Source organism: Desertihabitans brevis (assembly GCF_003327535.1).
GTDB lineage: Bacteria > Actinomycetota > Actinomycetes > Propionibacteriales > Propionibacteriaceae > Desertihabitans > Desertihabitans brevis.
In genome coordinates, this window is the sequence record NZ_QOUI01000016.1 from 1 (window position 1) to 19,430 (window position 19,430).

Genomic DNA, 19,430 nt, shown 5'->3' on the forward strand with positions numbered 1-19,430 from the left:
TGGGGCTCGGGCTGTTGGTGGGGGACGGGCTGTTGGTGGGGCTCGGGCTGTTGGTGGGGGACGGGCTGTTGGTGGGGGACGGGCTGTCGGTGGGGGACGGGCTGTCGGTCGGGCTCGGGCTGTCGGTCGGGCTCGGGCTGTCGGTCGGGCTCGGGCTGTCGGTGGGGGACGGGCTGGCGCTGGGCGAGGTTTCGTCGCAGGCGGAGCTGGCGAACACCACGCTGTCGAGGCTGACCTGGCCGTTGCGGGCGAGCATGCGCCCGTCGACGGTCGTGCCGGTCTGCACCGTCACGGAGGTCAGCGCCATCACTGTGCCGACGAACCTGCTCGTGGTGCCGATCGTGGCCGAGGAACCCACCTGCCAGTAGACGTTGCACGCCTGGGCGCCACCGATCAGCTCGACGGCGGACCCGGAACCGGTGATGAGGGACGAACCGGCCTGGAAGATGAAGACCGCGTCCTCGTTCCCCTCGGCGTCCAGCGTCACGGTGCCGGTGAGGCCCATGGTGGTGTCGGCGCGGTAGACGCCTCCCACCAGCGTCTGACCGGAGAGGTCGGCGGTGACCGCACCGGTCGGGGTGCGGCCCGCCGCGTCGACGTAGGCCACGCGCAGGTCGTCCTGCGCACGGAGCGCCACGCCCTCCGCGTCGGCGGCGTAGACGGTGCCCAGCACCCGGCCGGGCGGGAAGCCCGTGACGGCGCTGCCGGGTGAGACGCCCAGGTCGCGGTCGACCACGCTCGGTCCGGTGTTGGTGACGGTGGCTCCGGCGAGCACCGAGAAGTCCCCGGCGGTCGCCAGGTCCACGGGGGCCTCGGCGGCGTGGGCCTGCGGGGCCACCGCAGCGAGGACCAGCACCCCGCTCAGGGTGAGGGTCGCGGCGGCGACCAGTGAGGAGATCGGATGGCGACCGGCACGAAAGGCAGGGCCGGGGGCAGGACGGGGCAAGAGTGCCTCCAGGGGGAGCCGACCCTGCGACTGGTCACGAGCCCAGAGGACCCACCTGGCCACGGTAGTCGGTAGGGCTTGTATACGCCCAGTAGCGGGAAAATCCAATCCCCACGGCGTGTTGCCACCGGTCGGGACAGCGCTGGTGTGCGTGGTGGAGGCTCTCTCGAACAAGCCGGAACGCTGGCTCGAAGGCACTCTCGGGCCCGCACCGACGGCGGACGAGGCTGGGCCGAGCCGTTCCGCGGCAGCGGGCCGAGGAGGAGCTGGGCGGCCCTGGCTGATCGACTGGCGGCGCGACCAGGACGCCCCGCCCGAGGCGCCGCCCACCTTCCTCTACGCCGTCCCCCTGCTCCGAGCAGGACCCTGCTGGAGGAGACCTGCCTCGTCGGACGTCCGGCGCTGGGGATGCGGGAGCTGCGTCGCCGGCTGGAGTCGCGGCTGACCGGGCGCGGGCTCACCCTGGCCCGGCTACGAGTCTCCTCAGCCCACTCCGCAAAGAGTCCTTTGCAAATACTTCTTTGCGGTCTAGCGTGGGGATGTGCCCGAGTACTTCATCCCTGGTCCCGCCGCGCTGCGGGCCCTCTCCCACCCCGTCCGGTTGCGGATGCTCGGCCTGCTGCGGCTGGACGGCCCGGCCACGGCCAGCCAGCTCGCGCAGCGGCTCGACCTCAACAGCGGCGCCACCAGCTACCACCTGCGTCAGCTGGCCGCCCACGGCCTGGTCGAGGACGCCGACGACCTCGGCGACCGTCGCGAGCGCTGGTGGCGGGCCGCCCAGTCGGTCACCTCCTCCCGCTGGTCGGAGGAACCGGAGGCCCAGGCCCTGTGGGCCGGGTTCGGCCAGGCCGCCGTCACCGCCCAGGTGCAGAACCTCGTCCACGGCGCGGCGGAGGCCGACGAGATCGCCCCCGACTGGCAGCAGACGGTCACCCACAGCGACCTGACCCTGGTGCTGACGCCCGAGCAGGCACTGGAGGTGCGGGAGCGGGTCGACCGGCTGGTCGCCGACCTGCTCGACGAGTACGACGTCCCCGACCGCGAGCGCCCGCACGACCCCTCCGACCAGCGGGTGCAGTACATGGTGCAGACCCACGCCTTCCCGCGTCCGGGCCGGGCGCCGCGCCGCCCGCAGCCGACCGGGGACGAGCGGTGAACCCGACGTCGGCCGGCGGTGCGCGTGGTCGGCTGCGGCAGGGCCGGGCCCTGTGGAGCTGGCTGCTCGCCGAGGTGTGCTCCTACCTCGGCACCCGGTTCTCCATGATCGCCATCCCCTGGCTCGTCCTGCAGGGCACCGGCAGCGCCACCGCGACCGGTCTGGTCGCGGCCGCCGAGCTCGCCCCCTACGTGCTGGCCAAGGTGGTCGCCGGTCCGTGGGTCGACCGCTGGGGTGGCCGGCGGATCGCGATCGCCGGTGACCTGCTCAGCGCGGTCGCCGTGGTCGGGGTCTGGCTGAGCTTCCGCGCCGGTGGTCTCTCCGTGCCGGTGCTGGTGGGGCTGGTCGCCGTGGTCGGTGCGCTGCGGGGCCCGGCCGACGTGGCCAAGCAGGCCATGATCCCGGCTGTCGCCGAGCACTCCGGGTCGCCGCTGGAGCGGGTGACGGGGCTGGCCAGCATGGTCGAGCGGCTCGCCTCCACCACCGGCGCGGCCGCCGCCGGCGTCGTGATCGCCGCTGTCGGCGGCGACGACGCCCTGCTGGTCACCGCCGTCGCCCTGCTCTGCTCGGCGGTGGTGGTGGCAGGGCTGCTCCCGGCGCAGGTGGGACGTCCGGTCGTCGACGCCGGCCCGCCGCAGGGGTACGGCCGCTCGCTGGCGGAGGGCCTGCGCTTCCTGCGCGGGGACTCGCTGCTGCTGTCGATCGTGGCGATGGTGGCCGTCACCAACCTGCTCGACCAGGCCTACTCCGCGGTGCTGGTGCCGGTGTGGGTGACCACCCACGCACACGGCCCGGAGGTGCTCGGGCTGGTGTTCGCCGCGATGACCGGCTCGGCGGTGGCCGGGTCGGCGCTGGCGGCCTGGAAGGGGCACCGGCTGCCCCGGCTGGTCGTCTACGCCGTGGCGTTCCTCATCGCCGGTGCGCCACGGTTCTGGGCCTTCGCGCTGACCGACTCGGTGGCGCTGGTCGTCGCGGTGGTCGTCGTCGGAGGTCTGGCCAGCGGCTTCCTCAACCCGATCATCGGCGCCCTGCTGGTGGAGCGGATCCCGTCCCGGCTGCTCGGCCGGGTCAGTGGTCTGGTCAGCGCATCGGCCTGGTCGCTGATGCCGCTGGGCGCCCTGCTCGGCGGGGTGCTGGTCACCCGGGCCGGTCTGGACGTCGCCCTGCTGCTCGGCGGTGCGCTCTACCTGCTGACCACGGCGGCTCCCTTCGCCGTGCCGTCCTTCCGTGCCATGCGGCGCCCTCGGGAGCCCGAGCCGGTCGCCGCCCCGCGGCCCGCCCGGTGAGGTGCCGGGCGCGCCGGGGCGCGGGCGTCAGAGGGCGGCGCCGATCCGCTCGGAGAACTCCACCAGGCGGTTGGAGAAGCCCCACTCGTTGTCGTACCAGCCGTGCACCTTCACCTGGTGACCCACCGCCTGGGTCAGCGGTGCGTCGAAGATCGAGGAGTGGGGGTTGCCGACGATGTCGGCAGAGACCAGGGGCGCCTCGGAGTACTGCAGGTAGTGCTGCAGCCGTGAGGACGAGGCCGCCTCGCCGAAGGCGGCGTTGACGTCCTCGACGCCCACGCTCTGGCGCAGGACCACGGTGAGGTCGGTGATCGACCCGACCGGCACCGGGACGCGCAGCGCGGCACCGGTCAGCCGCCCGTCGAGCTCGGGCAGGACCTTGCCGATCGCCTTCGCCGCGCCCGAGGAGGCCGGGATGATCGAGACACCGGCGGCGCGGGCGCGGCGCAGGTCCGCGTGCGGGGCGTCGTGCAGCCGCTGGTCGCCGGTGTAGGCGTGGACGGTCGTCATCAGCCCGGACTCGATCCCGAACGAGTCGTGCAGCACCTTGGCCAGCGGTGCGAGGGAGTTGGTGGTGCACGAGCCGTTCGAGAAGACGTCGTGGCTGCCTGGGTCGAGCTGGTCGTCGTTGACCCCGAGGACGACGGTGGGGACGTCCCCCTTCGCCGGTGCCGAGATCAGCACCTTGCGTGCCCCGCCCCGGAGGTGGGCCGCCGCCGCGACCCCGTCGGTGAAACGGCCGGTCGACTCGATGATGACGTCGGCGCCGACCTCGCCCCAGGGGATGGCGGCCGGGTCCGGCTGGGCGAGCACCGCGATGCGCCGGCCGTGGACGACGAGCGCGTCATCCTCCACGGCGACCCCGGCGAGGTGGCCGGAGACCGAGTCCCACTCCAGCAGGGTGGCCAGCGTGCGGGCGTCGGTGAGGTCGTTGACCGCGACCACCTCGACGTCGGAGCCGTTGGCCAGGGCGGCGCGCAGGTAGCTGCGCCCGATCCGTCCGAAGCCGTTGATGCCGATGCGTACCGTCATGACGTCTACTTCCTGTCGGTCTGGGTGGTGTCGTCCCGGCCGGGCGGTGCGGCCGCCCGGAGGAGGTCGAGGGCGCCGGCGCGGGCGTCGTCGAAGGGGCCGGGGTCCTGCTGGGCGATCGCCAGCACGTAGCCGCCCTGCAGGACGGCCATCAGGGTGTGGGCGAGACGCTCGGGGTCGAGGTCGTCGCGGAGCTCGCCGGCCGCGACCGCCTCCCGGAGCGCCGCCACCCAGCTGGCGTGGACCCGGGCGAAGGCAGCCGCCACCGGGGCGAGCAGCACCGGGTCCTCTCGGACCTGCGGGTCCTGGGTCATCCGGCCGACCTTGCACCCCTTGAGGGCGTCCCGCGACCGCATCAGGTAGGCCTCGATCCGGGCCAGCGGGTCGCCGCGCCCGTCCAGCTCGGACGCAGCCGGCAGCAGGTCGGCGACGTTGCGTTCCAGGGCGGCGAGCGCCAGGTCGCGTTTCGTCGGGAAGTGGTGGTACATGCTGCCCTGGCCGACCCCGGACCGCTGCCGCACCTCGCGGGGGCTCGTGTCGGCGTAGCCGCGCTCCCACATCAGCTCGCTCATCGTCTCGACGAGCCGCTCACGTGACCCCATGCGGTCACTCTATACCTACCTGTAGGTACAGTGTCACCCTGGATGTCTTGCCGTGCCCCGGTCGGGCGTCTTCAGCTGCCGGTGTGCTGGCTTCCCGCGGCGCCTGAGGACCGGCAGGGGTCACTGCACCGCGTAGTACTCCGCGGGCAGCCAGACCCGGATCCCGTCGTCCAGCGTCACCTCGATCCCGTCCCCGGTCACCACCACCTCGAACGGGTCGTGGCTGCGCTGGGCCGGGATCGGGACGTAGGTGTAGCGGTCGATCGGCGCCCCGTCGTAGACGCTCAGCACCCACACCTCGTCCACGGCCTCGGTGAACAGGCCGGGCGCGGCGTGCCGACGCTGGACGCACACGCCCTGGTAGCCCGACCGGCTGGGATCGACGTCGCACCGCTCCGCGGTGGCCTCGGGCCGCGGCGGCACCGAGCGCGCGACCAGCACCCCGGTCAGGGCGAGCACCACCCCGACCAGCAGGCCCACCGCCGACGCTCCCAGGTACCGCACCGCTGATCCACGCACACCCCGATGGTGGCGCGCGAGCGGGTCGCCCGCCCCGCCGACGCGCTGGGGGACCCGCTCAGGCGAGCCCGAACCGGGCCAGCGGGTGCAGCAGCTCCCGCTCCTCGTAGGAGAGATGGGAGAGCATCGCGTCGGTGAGCAGGTCGACCGAGCGCTGCAGCTCGGCCAGCGCCGGGTCACCGGGTCGCTCCTGCCCGACCAGCCCGACCAGGGCGCGGTCGAGGCCGTCGAGCAGGTCGTGGATGGTGACGTGCTCGGCCTCGAGCCGGTCCAGCACCGGCGCGGCGTCGGGGTCGAGGGCGCGCAGCCGCGGGAACACGCTGCGGTCCTCCAGGCTGTGGTGACCGGTCACCACCCGGCAGTAGGACTCGCAGTAGGCCCCCAGCGTCCAGTTGTTCTGGCGCATCGTCATGGTGTTGATCACCGACCGCGCCGCCCCGACCTGGGTGTGGCCCTCGGCGACCTGGCGCACGACGTCGCGCACCTGGGCGAGCTCGGCGCGGAGGTGGTCGTGGACGTCGATGAGGTGCTGCGGCTGGGCCTGCTGGGCCGGCGTGTAGCGGGTGGCCCGCGGTCCGCCGTAGCGCGGACGGCTGGCCTCGTCCCAGTCGGGTCCGCCGCTGAGCCGGGTGCCGTCGTCCGGCGTCGGGCGGACGGTCAGCGGGCCGGTGCCGTCGGCGGCTGCCCGCGCTTCGACAGGCTCAGCGCGCTGGACCCGGGTTCCTGCCTCCGCCTGGTCCCGCTCATCCGCGCTCGTCCCGCCCGCGTCCTCGGTCGTCCCGCCCCGAGCCTGTCGAAGGGCGGACCCGGCCAGCCCGGCCGCCACCGGGCGCCCACCCCGGGACGACCGCAGCTCGCGCTCGGCGGCGACCAGGTCGCGGACCGCCGGCGTCACCTCGGTGGCGAAGCGGCGCACGTCGTCGGGGTCGTCGGTGGCCAGCACGAACCCCGACATCCCCTCCTCCAGCGCCAGCTCGGCCAGCTGCTCGGCCCACTCCGACGGCGTCCCCTGCAGCAGGCCGTCGGCCGCGGACGTCCGGGCGCGGTCGAAGCGTCCCGAGACGTTGTAGAGCCGGCGGACGTCCTCCGGCGCGCGCCCGGCCGCGACCGCCGCCTCGTCGATGCGGGCGTTCATCTCCGGCAGCCGCTCCGGGCCGGCGTAGGCCATGCTCGGGATCCAGGCGTCGCCGAGCCTCCCGGTCACCGCCAGCATCCGCGGGCCGTAGGCACCGACCCAGATCGGCACCGGGTGCGCCGGCGCGGGGCCCGAGCGGAGCCCGCGCACGCGGTAGTGCTCGCCGTCGACCCGCACCGAGCCCTGCCCGCGCCAGACCGCCCGGACGACCTCGATCGCCTCGACCAGGGCGTCCACCGCCTCCCGGGGTGAGCGGCGCGGACCGCCGGCGGCGACCACGGCGTCCCAGAACGCACCGGCGCCCAGCCCGAGCTCGGCCCGTCCGGTCGAGAGCAGGTCGAGGGTCGCCACCGAGCGGGCCAGCACCACCGGCGGTCGCAGCGGCAGGTTGGCGACGTTCGGGGCGAGCCGGACGCTGGTGGTGCGCGCCGCCAGGAACGACAGCAGCGTCCAGCTGTCGAGGTGGGCCGCCTGGTAGGGGTGGTCCTGGACGCTGACCAGGTCCAGCCCGCTGACGTCGGCGAGCACCCCGAGTTCGACCACCGTCTCGGGGGAGGCCGCCGACGGCGTGGGGAACAGTCCGAACTGGAGCTCGAGGCCGTAGTCAGGCACGACCGCACCCTAGTGCCCGGCCCGTTCCCGGTCCGCGTCCCGCGCAGCCCGCGACCGCCACCCTGCCGCGGGCTTGGCCCGGCGTGGTGGGATGGGCGCCATGATCACCCGGCAGCTGGCGATGGAGCTACGCGACGCGGGACTGGGCTGGACCCCCGCCAACGGCGACCGCTTCATGATCCCCAAACCCGACCTCGAGGGCGAGGTCTTCATCGTCAGCGACATGACGATCGAGGTCGACCAACGCGTGGTGGGCGGGTTGGTCAAGTTCAACGGCACCACCGAGTGGGCGCTGGACAGCATCGCCCAGGGCGACGTCGTCTGGCTGCCGCGGGAGGACCAGCTGCGCCACGCCCTGGGGGAGACCTTCCTCTCGCTGACCCGGGTCTACGACTCCTGGGTGCTCACCCTCGAGGCCGACGACGCCGAGGTCCGACTGATCGACAACGACGTGGAGTGCGTCTACGCCAAGGGCCTGCTCAGCATCCTCTCCTCCGTCTCCTGAGACCTGCCCGGCACGCCGGCGGGGAGGCTCCGTAGCGTGGGTGTCACGGCGGCCGTCCCGGGTACGGGTGGGGTCGTCCCGATCCCGCCACCGGAGGAGGCATCGTGTCCGAACGTCCCGCAGGAACGGTCGAGAAGGTCGCCGAGCTGATGCGGGGGATCCGCATCGCCATGGTCACCTCGGTCGACGCCGGTGGCCGGCTGGTCTCCCGGCCGCTGTCGGTGCAGGAGGTCGAGTTCGACGGCGACCTGTGGTTCTTCGTCGACCGCGAGGCCGACCTGCTCACCCAGATCCAGGCCAACCCGCAGGTCAACGTGGCCCTCCAGGGCGAGGGTGCCTGGGTCTCGGTCGCCGGCGCCGCCGCACCGGTCGACGATCCCGCGCGGGCCGACGAGCTGTGGAACGACGTGGTGGCCGCCTGGTTCGCCGCCGAGGGCTCCGCCAGCACCGACGAGAAGCAGCCCGGGCCGGCCGACCTCGGTGCGGTGCTGGTCAAGGTCGACGGCGACACCGCCGAGTACTGGGAGGGCGGCGGACGGGTCCGCACCGTCGTCTCGCTGCTCAAGGCCCGGCTCACCGGCAGCGACGCCCCGCAGGGCGAGAACGAGGTGGTCGACCTCCCGTGAGCCGCCACCACATCATCTACGGAGCGGGTGCCGTCGGTGGGGTGGTGGGCGGGCTGCTGCACCGCGCCGGCCACCGCGTCACCCTCATCGCCCGGGGCGAGCACCTCGAGGCGATCCTCAGCCACGGCCTGCACCTGGTCACCCCGCACCTGGACGAGACCCTGGACGTCCCCGCGGTGGAGGGGCCGGAGGAGCTCGACCTCACCGGCGAGGAGGTCGTGCACGTCGCGGTGAAGAGCGACGCCACCGCCACCGTGCTCGGACGCCTGCACGCCGCCGCGCCGACGCGGACCGCGGTGGTCTGCCTGCAGAACGGGGTGCACAACGAACGCGCCGCTCTGCGCTGGTTCGGCACCGTGCTCGGGGTCTGCGTGATGCTGCCCGCCACCCACCTGTCCCCGGGCGAGGTGTCGGCCGGCTCGGAGAACGTCCCGGCGATCCTCGACATCGGCCGGGTGCCGGCGCTGCCCGACGGCCGGGTCGACCCGCTCGCCGAGGAGGTGGCCGCCGCCTACACCAGCGCCGGCATCGTCTCCGAGCCGCGGGCCGACATCATGGCCTGGAAGTACCGCAAGCTCGTCTCCAACCTCGGCAACGCCGTGGACGCCGCCTGCCGGCAGGACGACGACGCGAAGGAGCTCGCCCGCCGGGTCCGGGCCGAGGGTGAGGAGGTGCTCGCGGCGGCCGGGATCGAGGTCGTGCCGGCCGAGACCGACCGGGAACGCCGCGGCGACCTGCTCCGCACCACCCAGCGCGGGCCCGGCAGCTCCACCTACCAGAGCCTGGCCCGCCGCACCGGCTCGCTGGAGGTCGACTGGCTGAACGGCGAGATCGTCTCCCTGGCGCACGGGCTGGGCCGGGAGGCCCCGGCCAACGACCTCCTGCGCCGGGTCGCCAACGGCCTGGTCGACGGCGAACCCCGCAGCGTCGCGGCCCGTGACCTGCTGGACCGGCTCGACCGCGCCTGACCCCGCCACGCCCGGCCCGCCGGCTTGGGCACGGCGGTCCGCTGGGGGACACTGTCGAGGATCTGCCACCGCGGTGGCGACCGACGGAGCGGAGGGTGGGCATGGCCGGGCAGCAGCCAGCGATGCCGCACGCCGGCAGCTGGTTCGGCCGGCACCTGCTCACCGACCTGCTCCACCAGACGGCGAACCGGTCGATCTTCCGCGCCGTCGAGCACGGGGACGGACGGGTCGGCCTGCTGCTCGTCCTCGACCCCCGGGTGTCGGCCGTCCCGCACCTGCCGGCGGTGTTCGACGCGCGGATGCGCCAGGCGGCCGGCGTCCTCGAGCGGCACGTGGTCGCGCTGCGGCACTGGGACGAGACCGACGGCCTGCTGCACGCCGAGCTCGGCGTGGTGGCCGGGACGGGTCTGCGCACCCTGCTCGAGCACGAGCCGATGCCGGTGCCGCAGGCCCTCGACCTGGCCGCCCGGCTCGCCGACGCGCTGGAGGCCGCGCACGCCCGCGGCCTGCCGCACCTCGGGCTGAGCCCCTCCACCGTGGTGGTCGACCTGCAGGGACATCCGGTGCTGACCGACCTCGGCGTGGCCGCGGCCCTGGTGCAGGCCGGGGTCCGGTCCGACCCCGACGAGGCCCGCTGGGTCGCACCGGAGGTGCTCGACGGCGCCCTCGCCGGCGGTTGGACGCCGCGGGCCGGGCAGCGCGCCGACGTCTGGTCGCTGGCGGCGCTGCTGCACGACTGCCTCACCGGGCTGGGCCCGGCAGCGCGCCCGCTTCGGACCAGCCCGGCCCTGGTCGGGCTGCTGCAGCGCGCGCAGGGCCCGGTCGACCAGCGTCCGGGCTCCCCGGGCGAGCTGGTCCGGATGGCCCGCTTCGCCGCCGCCGAGCCGCTCGCCGAGCTCGAGCTGCTGCCGCGGCCCGGACGGCCGACCGACCCGGGCGCCACCCGTCCGCCCGGTCCGCCCCGCACCACCGCGGTCGTGGGGCACGCCCGTCCGGATGCCCCGCCGTCGCGGCCGCCCGGCGGTGCGGAGCGGCCGTCACGCGGCTCCGGGCTGCTCGGGCTGTTCGTGGTGCTGGTCGTGCTCACGGTCGGGCTGCTCGGCCTGCTCGGCTACCTGCTGCTCCGCCCCGACCCGCCGCGCGCGGTCGGGCCGTCGGCGCCACCCACGGCCGTGGCGAGCCCGAGCCAGGACCGCTCGGCCGCCCCGAGTGCGACTCCGACCCCGACGCCGGGCGGCAGCGCCGCCCCGCCCGCGCTGCCCGCCGGCGCGACCGTGTGCGAGGCCGCGACCGGACCGGCCGGCGGGCTCTCGCGGTCGGCGTCGGGCAACGCGAACACCTCCTGCGGTTTCGCCGAGGCCGCCCGGGTGGTGCTGGCCGGTACGCCCGACCCGTTCGCGACCCAGCGCGTCGACGTCACCAGCCCGGTCACCGAGCAGACCTACGACCTCAGCTGCTCGGCCAGCGCCGGCCTGATCACCTGCACCGGCGGCGACGACGCCGTGGTGCTGGTCTGGTGAGTTCCGCTCCGGCGGGCTGGGCGGCGGTTCGGGACGCCGGGCGGCCGCGTAGCACGCCCGGTGGGGGTCGACGGGTGTCACCCGGTGTTCACCGGCACCGGTCAGGATCGGCGTGGCGCCGGCCGGCGCGGGTGGCGGCTGGCGCAGCACTGCGGCCCGCGGCGAGGGGAGACAGATGAGCACCATGGATTTCCGGCAGTACCTGGACTCGCTCCAGGAGGACGGGTTCAGCGTCCGCCACGACGAGCACGGCTCCGACCCCGACCTCATCGACCCGGGCGGCAAGGCCGTGGAGAGCTGGCGCGAGCAGTACCCCTACGAGGAGCGGATGAGCCGCGACGAGTACGAGGCGGAGAAGTACCTGCTGCAGATCGAGCTGCTGAAGTTCCAGTACTGGACCCAGGACGCCGGCCGCAAGCACGTGGTGCTCTTCGAGGGCCGCGACGCCGCCGGCAAGGGTGGCACCATCAAGCGGTTCACCGAGCACCTCAACCCCCGCTCCGCCCGCGTGGTCGCGCTGACCAAGCCGACCGAGACCGAGCAGGGCCAGTGGTACTTCCAGCGCTACGTGCAGCACCTGCCGACCGCCGGGGAGATCGTGCTGTTCGACCGCTCCTGGTACAACCGCGCCGGGGTCGAGCGGGTGATGGGCTTCTGCACGCCCGAGGAGTACGAGCTGTTCATGCACCAGGCGCCGCAGTTCGAGCAGATGCTGGTCGACGCCGGCATCTCGCTGACCAAGCTGTGGTTCTCGGTCACCCAGACCGAGCAGCGCACCCGCTTCGCGATCCGCCAGCTCGACCCGGTCCGGCAGTGGAAGCTGTCGCCGATGGACGTGGAGTCGCTGGACAGGTGGGACGACTACACCGCCGCCAAGGAGGCGATGTTCCTGCGCACCGACACCGACCACGCGCAGTGGACGACGATCAAGAGCAACGACAAGAAGCGCGCCCGGATCAACGCGATGCGCTTCTTCCTCTCCCAGTTCGACTATGCCGGCAAGGACACCGACGTCGTCCGTCCGCCCGACGGCCTCATCGTGCGCCGTGGCCGCAGCGCCGTCGGCGACTGACCGCGGGGCGTGGATGCCTCCGGAGCCCGTCGAAGGGCCTTGACCGTGTCCCGGGGACATGGTGTGCGATGGGCCCCATGACGACGAGCGACGGCCAGCACTGGTTCGCCCGCTGCGAGAAGCGCGTGCAGGACTGGCTGCTGAGCGACCCGCACGCTGCCCTCAACGGGCACTCCTTCGACGCGGTCATCACCGCCGGTGGCCTGCCGGTCCGCCGCGGCTCGACCGACGACCACTCCGAGGCGTACTACCTGCGTCCCGCCGACAGCGAGTACCTGATGGAGCTGCGCGCCGCCGGTTACGACACCGACGGCCGGTAGCAGGCTCAGAACCCGACGGGCTCTCTCGGGGTGTAGGGCGCCTCCAGGGTCGCGACCTCGTCCTCGGTCATTTCCAGCTCGAGCGCGGCCACGGCGTCGTCGAGGTGGTGCGGCTTGGTGGCACCGACGATCGGGGCGTCCACCACCGGGTTGCGGAGCACCCACGCCAGCGCGACCTGCGCCATCGGCACCCCACGACCCGAGGCCACCTGCTCGACGGCCTCGACGATGGCCCGGTCGGACTCCTGGAACAGCTTCTTGCCGAACTCGTCCGTGCCGGAGCGGTTGGTCTGCTCACCCCACGGCCGGGCCAGCCGGCCGCGGGCCAGCGGGCTCCACGGCAGCGAGCCGACGCCGCTGTCGGCGAGCAGACCGAACATCTCCCGCTCCTCCTCGCGCATCAGCAGGCTGTACTGGTCCTGCATGGTGACGAACCGGGTCCAGCCGCCGAGGTCGGCGGCGTGCTGCATCTTGGCGAACTGCCAGGCGTACATCGAGGACGCCCCGAGGTAGCGGACCTTGCCCGCCCGCACCACGTCGTGCAGGGCCTCCATCGTCTCCTCGACCGGCGTCTCGGGGTCGAAGCGGTGGATCTGGTAGAGGTCGATGAAGTCGGTGCCGAGCCGGGTCAGCGAGGCGTCCACCTGCTCCATCACCGCCCGTCGGGACAGCCCCGACCCGCCCGGTCCGTCGTGCATCCGGCCGTTGAGCTTGGTGGCCAGCACGATGTCCTCGCGCCGGCTGTAGCGGCGCAGCGCCCGTCCGGTGAACTCCTCCGAGGAGCCGAGGCTGTAGACGTTGGCGGTGTCCCAGAAGGTGATGCCGAGCTCGACCGCCTGCCGGAAGAACGGCTGGGCCGCCTCCTCGTCCAGCACCCAGGGGTGGCCGCCGCGGGAGGCGTCGCCGTAGCTCATGCAGCCGAGCGCGATGCGGCTGACGCGCAGACCGGTGGGACCGAGGCGGGTGGTGTCCATGCCCGGCATCCTGCCAAGCACGTCGGACGGGGTGGCGCCCGGGGAGGTCAGAGGCTGACGCCGAACCAGTACCGGGCGAACTCGGCGTAGAACCGCAGCCCCAGGGCGACCAGCAGCGCGACGTACCAGATGGTCACCACCAGCACCTGCCAGTGCGCCAGCTCCCGCCCGATCCGCTGCAGACCGGCGCCGAAGACGCCCACCCGCAGGTTGGTGATCGTCGTGGTGACGACGATCGGGATGGTCACCAGCCAGACCAGGAAGCACCACAGGCACAGCGCGTTGACCACGTTGATGATCTGGTACTGCAGGTAGGTGATGAGCACCGCCGCGCCGAGCACGCCGGCCTGCAGGCAGAGCAGGTACCACCGCGGCGGGCGCAGCCCGCTCGCCAGCAGCACGCCGGTGGTGCCGGTGATCGCGAACCCGGCGATGCCGAGCAGCGGGTTGGGGAAGCCGAAGATCGCCCCGGCCTCCGAGGTCATCGCCGGCCCGCAGGCCACGAACGGGCTGATGTCGCAGGCGAAGGTGGCGTCGGGGTTGCCCGCGATGGTGATCCGGTCGATGGTCAGCACCATCGAGGCCAGGAAGCCCAGCGCCGAGGTGATGATCAGCAGCAGCCCCCAGCCCCGGCTCGGCGCCTCGGTGGACAGGTCGTCCTCGAGGTCGTCGGCGTCGTCGAGCTCGTCGACGGCGGGGTCGACGTCGCGCAGCTCGCGGTCGGAGCCCTTGGCGGTGGCGGTCATCGGCTGTCCCTCGCTCAGTGGTACGGCCCCGCCATCGTAGGCGAGCCGGCCAGTCCCCGCGCCTGTCTCGCCGCCCCGCCCTGGGACCGTGTATCTCATCGCCGTCACGACCGGTGTGTCGCGGCGCGTCCCGGCCTCCGGCGGGCGCGGCGAACACGTTCCCAGGGTCGGGGGAGCGGGACCCTCAGCGCCCGACGCGCAGCGCCCAGCCCTTGGCCGTGCGCTCCAGCGCGACGCTGAACTCGCCGGCCAGGGCGTCGGCCAGCTGCTCCGCGGTCCGCGGACGTCCGGGCTGCTCGCACAACGCCCGGGCGACCAGCCCGCGGGTGTGCTTGGCGAGGTGGGTGGCGCCCGGCACCTCCACCCGCACCCACCGCTCGGAGCGGGCCGGCGTCCAGGCCGCGGCGTAGCTGCCGCTGCGGCAGTCGACCACCAGCCCGTCCCCGGCCGCCGCGTCCAGCACCGGACCCAGCGCCGGGCGCCAGCACGCCGCCAGTGGGCCGACCCCGGGCAGCCGGGCCGACATCGACAACCGGTAGGGGCTGACCCGGTCACCGAGCCGCAGCGCTCCGTGCAGCGCGGAGGCGACCACGAGCGTCCGGGTGGCCCGCCGGCGTCCGGCGCTGCTCAGGGTGGACAGCGACAGCGCGTCGTAGAGCACCCCGGTGTACAGCTCGGCCACCGGGACGGCCGGCGCGGTCCGCAGCCGGGTGTTGCGGGCGATCTCCTCGCCCAGCCCGGGGCTGACCTTCAGCAGCTCGCCGGCGTCCGGCCGACCGCTGGCCTCGCCGAGGGTGTTGAGCAGCCGCTCCCTGGTCGCGGTGAGCTCGGGCCAGCTGAGCGCGTCGAGGTCCATCGGACGCCCCCGGGTGCGGGCGTGCTTGGACTCCGAGGGCGGCAGCAGGACGAGCACCGGCCGAGCCTAACGGTCCCCGTCGGCCGCCATCCCGACCCTGAGCGCCGCCTTGAGTGAACCAGGCTCAACCCTGATTGGCGGAATGGGGAAGCGGCGTGCATAGTTGAGTCCGTCGGGCTCAAGAACGAAGTTGAGCCGTCATGACTCAGACACGACCCGTGGCGGGTCAGAACCTCTGGAGGAAGACAGACACATGGCACGTTCAGTCGGAATCGACCTGGGCACCACCAACTCGGTGGTCGCTGTTCTCGAGGGTGGCGAGCCCACCGTCATCCCCAACGCCGAGGGCGCCAGGACGACGCCGTCGGTCGTCGCCTTCGCCAAGGGTGGCGAGGTGCTGGTCGGTGAGGTCGCCAAGCGCCAGGCCGTCACCAACGTCGACCGGACCATCCGCTCCGTCAAGCGCCACATGGGCACGGACTGGAAGGTCGACATCGACGACAAGTCCTACCGTCCCCAGCAGGTCAGCGCCTTCGTGCTGCAGAAGCTCAAGCGCGACGCCGAGGCCTACCTCGGTGAGACCGTCACCAACGCGGTCATCACCGTCCCCGCCTACTTCTCCGACGCCGAGCGCCAGGCCACCAAGGAGGCCGGTGAGATCGCCGGTCTGAAGGTCGACCGGATCATCAACGAGCCGACCGCCGCCGCGCTGGCCTACGGCCTGGACAAGGGTGAGACCGAGCAGACCATCCTCGTCTTCGACCTCGGTGGTGGCACCTTCGACGTCTCCCTGCTGGAGATCAGCGAGGGCGTCTTCGAGGTGAAGGCGACCAAGGGCGACAACCGGCTCGGTGGTGACGACTGGGACTCCCGCATCGTGGAGTGGCTGGTCAAGCAGTTCAAGAACAAGAACGGCACCGACCTGGGCGCGGACAAGATCGCCCGCCAGCGTCTGCAGGAGGCCGCCGAGAAGGCCAAGATCGAGCTCTCCTCGGCCTCGGAGACCAGCATCAACCTGCCCTACATCACCCTGGGCGAGTCCGGCCCGCTGCACCTGGAGGAGCGGCTCACCCGCGCCGAGTTCCAGCGGATGACCCAGGACCTGCTCGACCGCTGCCGCGCCCCGTTCCACTCCGTGATCGAGGACGCCAAGACCTCGGTCGGCTCGATCGACCACGTCATCCTCGTCGGTGGCTCCACCCGGATGCCGGCCGTCGCCGAGCTGGTCAAGGAGCTCACCGGCGGCAAGGAGCCCAACAAGGGCGTGAACCCGGACGAGGTCGTCGCCCTGGGCGCCAGCCTGCAGGCCGGTGTGCTCAAGGGTGAGGTCAAGGACGTCCTGCTGCTCGATGTCACCCCGCTGAGCCTCGGCATCGAGACCAAGGGCGGCGTGATGACCAAGATCATCGAGCGCAACACGACGATCCCGACCAAGCGCTCGGAGATCTTCACCACCGCCGAGGACAACCAGCCCTCGGTGATGATCCAGGTCTACCAGGGCGAGCGCGACTTCGCCCGCGACAACAAGTCGCTCGGCAACTTCGAGCTGACCGGTCTGATGCCGGCCCCGCGCGGCATGCCGCAGATCGAGGTCGCCTTCGACATCGACGCCAACGGCATCGTCCACGTGCACGCGAAGGACACCGCCACCGGCAAGGAGCAGTCGATGACGGTGACCGGCGGGTCGGCCCTCGGCAAGGAGGACATCGACCGCATGGTCAAGGAGGCCGAGGCCCACGCCGAGGAGGACCGCCGCCGTCGCGAGGCCGTCGAGCAGCGCAACGAGGCCGACGCCCTGGTGTTCCGCACCGAGAAGCTGCTCGCCGACAACTCCGAGACCCTGACCGACGACGTCAAGAAGCCGGTCGAGGAGGCGGTCGCGGAGCTGAAGACCGCGCTCGAGGGCGAGGACGACGCCGCGATCAAGGCCAGCATGGACAAGCTGAACTCCGCCGCCGCCGCGATGGGCCAGGCCGTCTACGCCGCCGCCCAGCAGCAGCAGTCGGCGGGGACGTCCGAGGCCGGCAGCACCGACGGCGCCGATGCGGGCTCCACCGCCGGTGACGACGACGTGGTGGACGCCGAGATCGTCGACGAGGAGAAGGGCGAGAACAAGTGACCGATCCCGATCACGGACCCGTCGACCCCGCGCAGGGGCCGACCATCCGCGACCGGCGCCGGATCGACCCCGAGACGGGTGAGGTCCGGGAGCCGCAGGCCGCTGCGGCTCCCGGCCCCGGGGCGCCCGAGGCCCAGCCCGAGCCCGGGGGCGACCCGGGCGCGGTGGCGGGCACGGTCGACGACCTGCCCGCCGCCGGGGCGGCTCCCGAGTCCCCCGAGCCGGTCGAGGGGGTGCCGGACGGTGCACCGGCCGACGACCGCGCCGCCCAGCTGGAGCAGGCCCTGCTCGAGCGCACCCAGGACCTGAAGCGGCTGCAGGCCGAGTACGTCAACTACAAGCGCCGGGTCGACCGCGACCGCGAGCTGAGCCGCGGCCAGGGGGTGGAGTCGGTGCTGCGCGAGCTGCTGCCGGTGCTGGACGACCTGCGCTCGGCTCGCGAGCACGGCGAGCTGACCGGCGCCTTCAAGGCCGTCGGCGAGGCGGTGGAGAAGGTGACCAGCCGGCAGGGCCTGGTGGTCTTCGGCGAGGTCGGGGAGCCGTTCGACCCGATGGTGCACGAGGCGCTGATGCACTCCTACTCCGAGGACGTCACCGAGCCGACCTGCGTGCAGATCCTGCAGCCGGGCTACCGGCTGGGGGAGCGGGTGCTGCGACCGGCCCGGGTGGCCGTCGCCGAGCCCAGCGCCCCCGCCGCCGGCGCCACCGACCCCGGCACGACCGGGGCCTGAGCCAGGAAGGAGACGTCCACCGATGAGCACCAAGGACTGGCTCGAGAAGGACTACTACAAGGTGCTGGGCGTCTCCAAGGACGCCAAGCCCGAGGAGATCAAGAAGGCGTTCCGCAAGATCGCCCGCGAGAACCACCCCGACGCCAACCCCGGCAACACCGAGGCCGAGCGGAGGTTCAAGGACGCCGCCGAGGCCAACTCGGTGCTGTCGGACCCCAAGCAGCGCAAGGAGTACGACGCCACCCGCAGCCGCTTCGGCGGCTTCCGGTTCCCCTCCGGCGGCGGCAGCGCCGGCGGGCCCGGGGTGGACGACCTGTTCCGCAACGCGGCCTCCGGTGCCGGGTCGGCGGACTTCTCCGACCTGTTCGGCGGGCTGTTCAACAGCGCCGGGCGGCGCGGTGGCGCCGCCGGGCGCGGGCCGCGGCGGGGCAGCGACGTCGAGGGCGAGGTGACGATCGACTTCGTCGAGGCGGTCGAGGGCGTGACGGTGTCCATGCAGATGGTCTCCGACACCGCCTGCCCCACCTGCCACGGCACCGGGGCGCGCAGCGGCTCGGTGCCCACCGTGTGCCCCAGGTGCCAGGGCTCGGGCATGCAGACCTCGACCTCGGGCGGGGTGTTCGCGGTGAGCGAGCCCTGCACCGAGTGCCGCGGTCGCGGCCTGGTGGTCGAGGACCCCTGCCCGGACTGCCACGGCTCGGGCCGCGGACGGTCGACGAAGAACATGTCGGTGCGGATCCCGGCCGGGGTCACCGACGGGCAGAAGATCCGGCTCAAGGGCAAGGGCGGAGCCGGTGAGAACGGCGGTGCCAACGGCGACCTCTACGTCACCGTGCACGTCCGCCCGCACGCGCTGTTCGGGCGCCAGGGCAACAACCTCACCCTGCACGTCCCGGTGACCTTCGCCGAGGCGACGCTCGGAGCCGACATCACCGTGCCCACCCTGCAGGGCCAGACCGTGCGGCTCCGGCTGCCGGCCGGGACGCCCAGCGGCCGCACCCTGCGGGTGCGCGGCAAGGGGGTGCGACGCAGCGACGGGACGCTGGGCGACCTGCTGGTGACTGTCGACGTGGTGGTGCCCACCGAGCTCGACGACGCCGCCCGGGCGGCGCTGCAGGCCTTCGTCGAGGCGGCGCCGTCGCCGGACCCGCGGGCCGACCTGGTGGCGCGGGCCCGCGGCTGAGCGGAAGGTGAGGTCGTGAGCGAGCAGAACCTGCCGCAGGTGCTCGACGGTGACGCCCCGGTCTTCGCGATCAGCGTCGCCGCGCACCTGGCGGGCATGCACCCGCAGACGCTGCGCAGCTACGACCGGATGGGGCTGGTGTCCCCGCGCCGCACTCGCGGCCGGGGACGCCGGTACTCCCCCCGCGACGTGGCCCGGCTGCGGCTGATCCAGCGGCTCAGCCAGGACGAGGGGGTCAACCTCGAGGGGATCCGGCGGATCCTCGCGATGCAGGACGAGATCGACACCCTGCGCACCCGCAACGCCGAGCTGGCCGAGCTGCTCCGGGTCGCCCGCGTCGCCCCCGCGGACCGCCTCTTCGCCGCCGATGCCGGCGGACGGGTGCAGATGGCAGAGCGCGCCCGCCGGATCTTCACCCCGCCGCGCGCCATCGGCCGCTGACGACTCCGCACCCGAGCGCCGCACCGCCCAGCGCCTCTGGCTCGTGGAAGAGGGCTCTCCCCCCACTGCGTGCCCGCCCCG

20 protein-coding genes are annotated in these 19,430 nt (G+C 73.4%); 12 read left to right on the forward strand and 8 right to left on the reverse strand.

What is annotated here, in order from left to right:
• Positions 1-856, reverse strand: an 856-nt coding sequence (locus DT076_RS18510) for an ice-binding family protein (protein ID WP_199539293.1), incomplete at its 3' end; no start/stop codon positions are given.
• A 631-nt stretch (positions 857-1,487) separates the two neighbouring features.
• On the opposite strand from DT076_RS18510, the gene DT076_RS18515 reads away from it, so the two are divergent.
• Together DT076_RS18515 and DT076_RS18520 are read left to right on the forward strand one after the other, a co-directional pair.
• A complete protein-coding gene (locus DT076_RS18515; RefSeq protein WP_233494072.1) occupies positions 1,488-2,102 on the forward strand; it encodes a winged helix-turn-helix domain-containing protein in 615 nt (204 codons plus the stop codon).
• Entirely contained in the window at positions 2,099-3,388 is a 1,290-nt protein-coding gene (locus tag DT076_RS18520; RefSeq protein WP_199539294.1) for an MFS transporter, read from the forward strand. Before DT076_RS18515 ends, DT076_RS18520 begins: the two co-directional genes overlap by 4 nt.
• A gap of 27 nt (positions 3,389-3,415) precedes the next feature.
• Here the strand turns inward: DT076_RS18520 and gap are convergent, their stop codons facing one another.
• The 4 genes from gap to DT076_RS18540 all read right to left on the reverse strand — a co-directional run bounded on the left by gap (position 3,416) and on the right by DT076_RS18540 (position 7,288).
• On the reverse strand, positions 3,416-4,420 hold the full coding sequence (gap, locus tag DT076_RS18525; RefSeq protein ID WP_114128189.1) for a type I glyceraldehyde-3-phosphate dehydrogenase: 1,005 nt from the start codon (positions 4,418-4,420) through the stop codon (positions 3,416-3,418).
• Positions 4,421-4,425: 5 nt separating this feature from the next.
• The gene (locus DT076_RS18530; RefSeq protein ID WP_114128190.1) at positions 4,426-5,022 is read right to left on the reverse strand and encodes a TetR/AcrR family transcriptional regulator; all 597 of its coding nucleotides are present in this window, start codon (positions 5,020-5,022) and stop codon (positions 4,426-4,428) included.
• Between the two features lie 120 nt (positions 5,023-5,142).
• Entirely contained in the window at positions 5,143-5,541 is a 399-nt protein-coding gene (locus tag DT076_RS18535) for a hypothetical protein (RefSeq protein WP_158548202.1), read from the reverse strand.
• A 58-nt stretch (positions 5,542-5,599) separates the two neighbouring features.
• The gene (locus DT076_RS18540) at positions 5,600-7,288 is read right to left on the reverse strand and encodes an LLM class flavin-dependent oxidoreductase (RefSeq protein ID WP_114128192.1); all 1,689 of its coding nucleotides are present in this window, start codon (positions 7,286-7,288) and stop codon (positions 5,600-5,602) included.
• Positions 7,289-7,388: 100 nt separating this feature from the next.
• On the opposite strand from DT076_RS18540, the gene DT076_RS18545 reads away from it, so the two are divergent.
• From DT076_RS18545 to DT076_RS18570, 6 genes are all read left to right on the forward strand, one after another.
• Entirely contained in the window at positions 7,389-7,793 is a 405-nt protein-coding gene (locus tag DT076_RS18545) for a pilus assembly protein CpaE (protein WP_114128231.1), read from the forward strand.
• A 104-nt stretch (positions 7,794-7,897) separates the two neighbouring features.
• The gene (locus tag DT076_RS18550; RefSeq protein ID WP_199539295.1) at positions 7,898-8,419 is read left to right on the forward strand and encodes a pyridoxamine 5'-phosphate oxidase family protein; all 522 of its coding nucleotides are present in this window, start codon (positions 7,898-7,900) and stop codon (positions 8,417-8,419) included.
• The gene (locus DT076_RS18555; RefSeq protein ID WP_158548203.1) at positions 8,416-9,387 is read left to right on the forward strand and encodes a ketopantoate reductase family protein; all 972 of its coding nucleotides are present in this window, start codon (positions 8,416-8,418) and stop codon (positions 9,385-9,387) included. The genes DT076_RS18550 and DT076_RS18555 overlap by 4 nt, the downstream gene beginning before the upstream one ends.
• Positions 9,388-9,488: 101 nt before the next feature.
• Positions 9,489-10,907 carry a serine/threonine protein kinase gene (locus tag DT076_RS18560; RefSeq protein ID WP_114128194.1) on the forward strand — a complete coding sequence of 473 codons (1,419 nt, stop codon included), beginning with the start codon at positions 9,489-9,491 and terminating at the stop codon, positions 10,905-10,907.
• 175 nt (positions 10,908-11,082) lie between these two features.
• Entirely contained in the window at positions 11,083-11,979 is an 897-nt protein-coding gene (gene ppk2 / locus DT076_RS18565) for a polyphosphate kinase 2 (RefSeq protein ID WP_114128195.1), read from the forward strand.
• 77 nt (positions 11,980-12,056) lie between these two features.
• On the forward strand, positions 12,057-12,299 hold the full coding sequence (locus DT076_RS18570; protein ID WP_147264196.1) for a hypothetical protein: 243 nt from the start codon (positions 12,057-12,059) through the stop codon (positions 12,297-12,299).
• A gap of 5 nt (positions 12,300-12,304) precedes the next feature.
• Here DT076_RS18570 and DT076_RS18575 read toward each other — a convergent pair whose 3' ends face one another.
• The 3 genes from DT076_RS18575 to DT076_RS18585 all read right to left on the reverse strand — a co-directional run bounded on the left by DT076_RS18575 (position 12,305) and on the right by DT076_RS18585 (position 14,932).
• A complete protein-coding gene (locus DT076_RS18575) occupies positions 12,305-13,273 on the reverse strand; it encodes an aldo/keto reductase (RefSeq protein WP_114128197.1) in 969 nt (322 codons plus the stop codon).
• 47 nt (positions 13,274-13,320) lie between these two features.
• The gene (locus tag DT076_RS18580; RefSeq protein ID WP_158548204.1) at positions 13,321-14,019 is read right to left on the reverse strand and encodes a vitamin K epoxide reductase family protein; all 699 of its coding nucleotides are present in this window, start codon (positions 14,017-14,019) and stop codon (positions 13,321-13,323) included.
• Between the two features lie 184 nt (positions 14,020-14,203).
• Positions 14,204-14,932: a YaaA family protein gene (locus DT076_RS18585; protein WP_114128199.1), complete on the reverse strand. Its 729-nt coding sequence runs from the start codon at positions 14,930-14,932 to the stop codon at positions 14,204-14,206.
• Between the two features lie 196 nt (positions 14,933-15,128).
• Here DT076_RS18585 and dnaK point away from each other — a divergent pair, with 196 nt between their 5' ends.
• From dnaK to DT076_RS18605, 4 genes are read left to right on the forward strand one after another with little or no spacing between them, the layout of a single operon-like run.
• Entirely contained in the window at positions 15,129-16,994 is a 1,866-nt protein-coding gene (gene dnaK / locus DT076_RS18590; protein ID WP_114128200.1) for a molecular chaperone DnaK, read from the forward strand.
• Positions 16,991-17,725, forward strand: a complete 735-nt coding sequence (grpE, locus tag DT076_RS18595; protein ID WP_114128201.1) for a nucleotide exchange factor GrpE — start codon at positions 16,991-16,993, stop codon at positions 17,723-17,725. The genes dnaK and grpE overlap by 4 nt, the downstream gene beginning before the upstream one ends.
• Before the next feature lie 22 nt (positions 17,726-17,747).
• Positions 17,748-18,908, forward strand: a complete 1,161-nt coding sequence (gene dnaJ, locus DT076_RS18600; protein ID WP_114128202.1) for a molecular chaperone DnaJ — start codon at positions 17,748-17,750, stop codon at positions 18,906-18,908.
• Positions 18,909-18,923: 15 nt separating this feature from the next.
• Positions 18,924-19,349, forward strand: a complete 426-nt coding sequence (locus DT076_RS18605) for a heat shock protein transcriptional repressor HspR (protein WP_114128203.1) — start codon at positions 18,924-18,926, stop codon at positions 19,347-19,349.
• Positions 19,350-19,430 lie beyond the last annotated feature (81 nt).

What these genes read in the sequence shown, in the direction of transcription:
- DT076_RS18545 (WP_114128231.1), top strand. Translation starts at nt 7,389, where the DNA reads ATGATCACCCGGCAGCTGGCGATGGAGCTACGCGACGCGGGACTGGGC.
- dnaK (WP_114128200.1), top strand. Translation starts at nt 15,129, where the DNA reads ATGGCACGTTCAGTCGGAATCGACCTGGGCACCACCAACTCGGTGGTC.
- DT076_RS18580 (WP_158548204.1), bottom strand. Translation starts at nt 14,019, where the DNA reads ATGACCGCCACCGCCAAGGGCTCCGACCGCGAGCTGCGCGACGTCGAC.
- DT076_RS18575 (WP_114128197.1), bottom strand. Translation starts at nt 13,273, where the DNA reads ATGGACACCACCCGCCTCGGTCCCACCGGTCTGCGCGTCAGCCGCATC.
- ppk2 (WP_114128195.1), top strand. Translation starts at nt 11,083, where the DNA reads ATGAGCACCATGGATTTCCGGCAGTACCTGGACTCGCTCCAGGAGGAC.
- dnaJ (WP_114128202.1), top strand. Translation starts at nt 17,748, where the DNA reads ATGAGCACCAAGGACTGGCTCGAGAAGGACTACTACAAGGTGCTGGGC.
- DT076_RS18570 (WP_147264196.1), top strand. Translation starts at nt 12,057, where the DNA reads ATGACGACGAGCGACGGCCAGCACTGGTTCGCCCGCTGCGAGAAGCGC.
- DT076_RS18530 (WP_114128190.1), bottom strand. Translation starts at nt 5,022, where the DNA reads ATGGGGTCACGTGAGCGGCTCGTCGAGACGATGAGCGAGCTGATGTGG.
- gap (WP_114128189.1), bottom strand. Translation starts at nt 4,420, where the DNA reads ATGACGGTACGCATCGGCATCAACGGCTTCGGACGGATCGGGCGCAGC.
- DT076_RS18560 (WP_114128194.1), top strand. Translation starts at nt 9,489, where the DNA reads ATGGCCGGGCAGCAGCCAGCGATGCCGCACGCCGGCAGCTGGTTCGGC.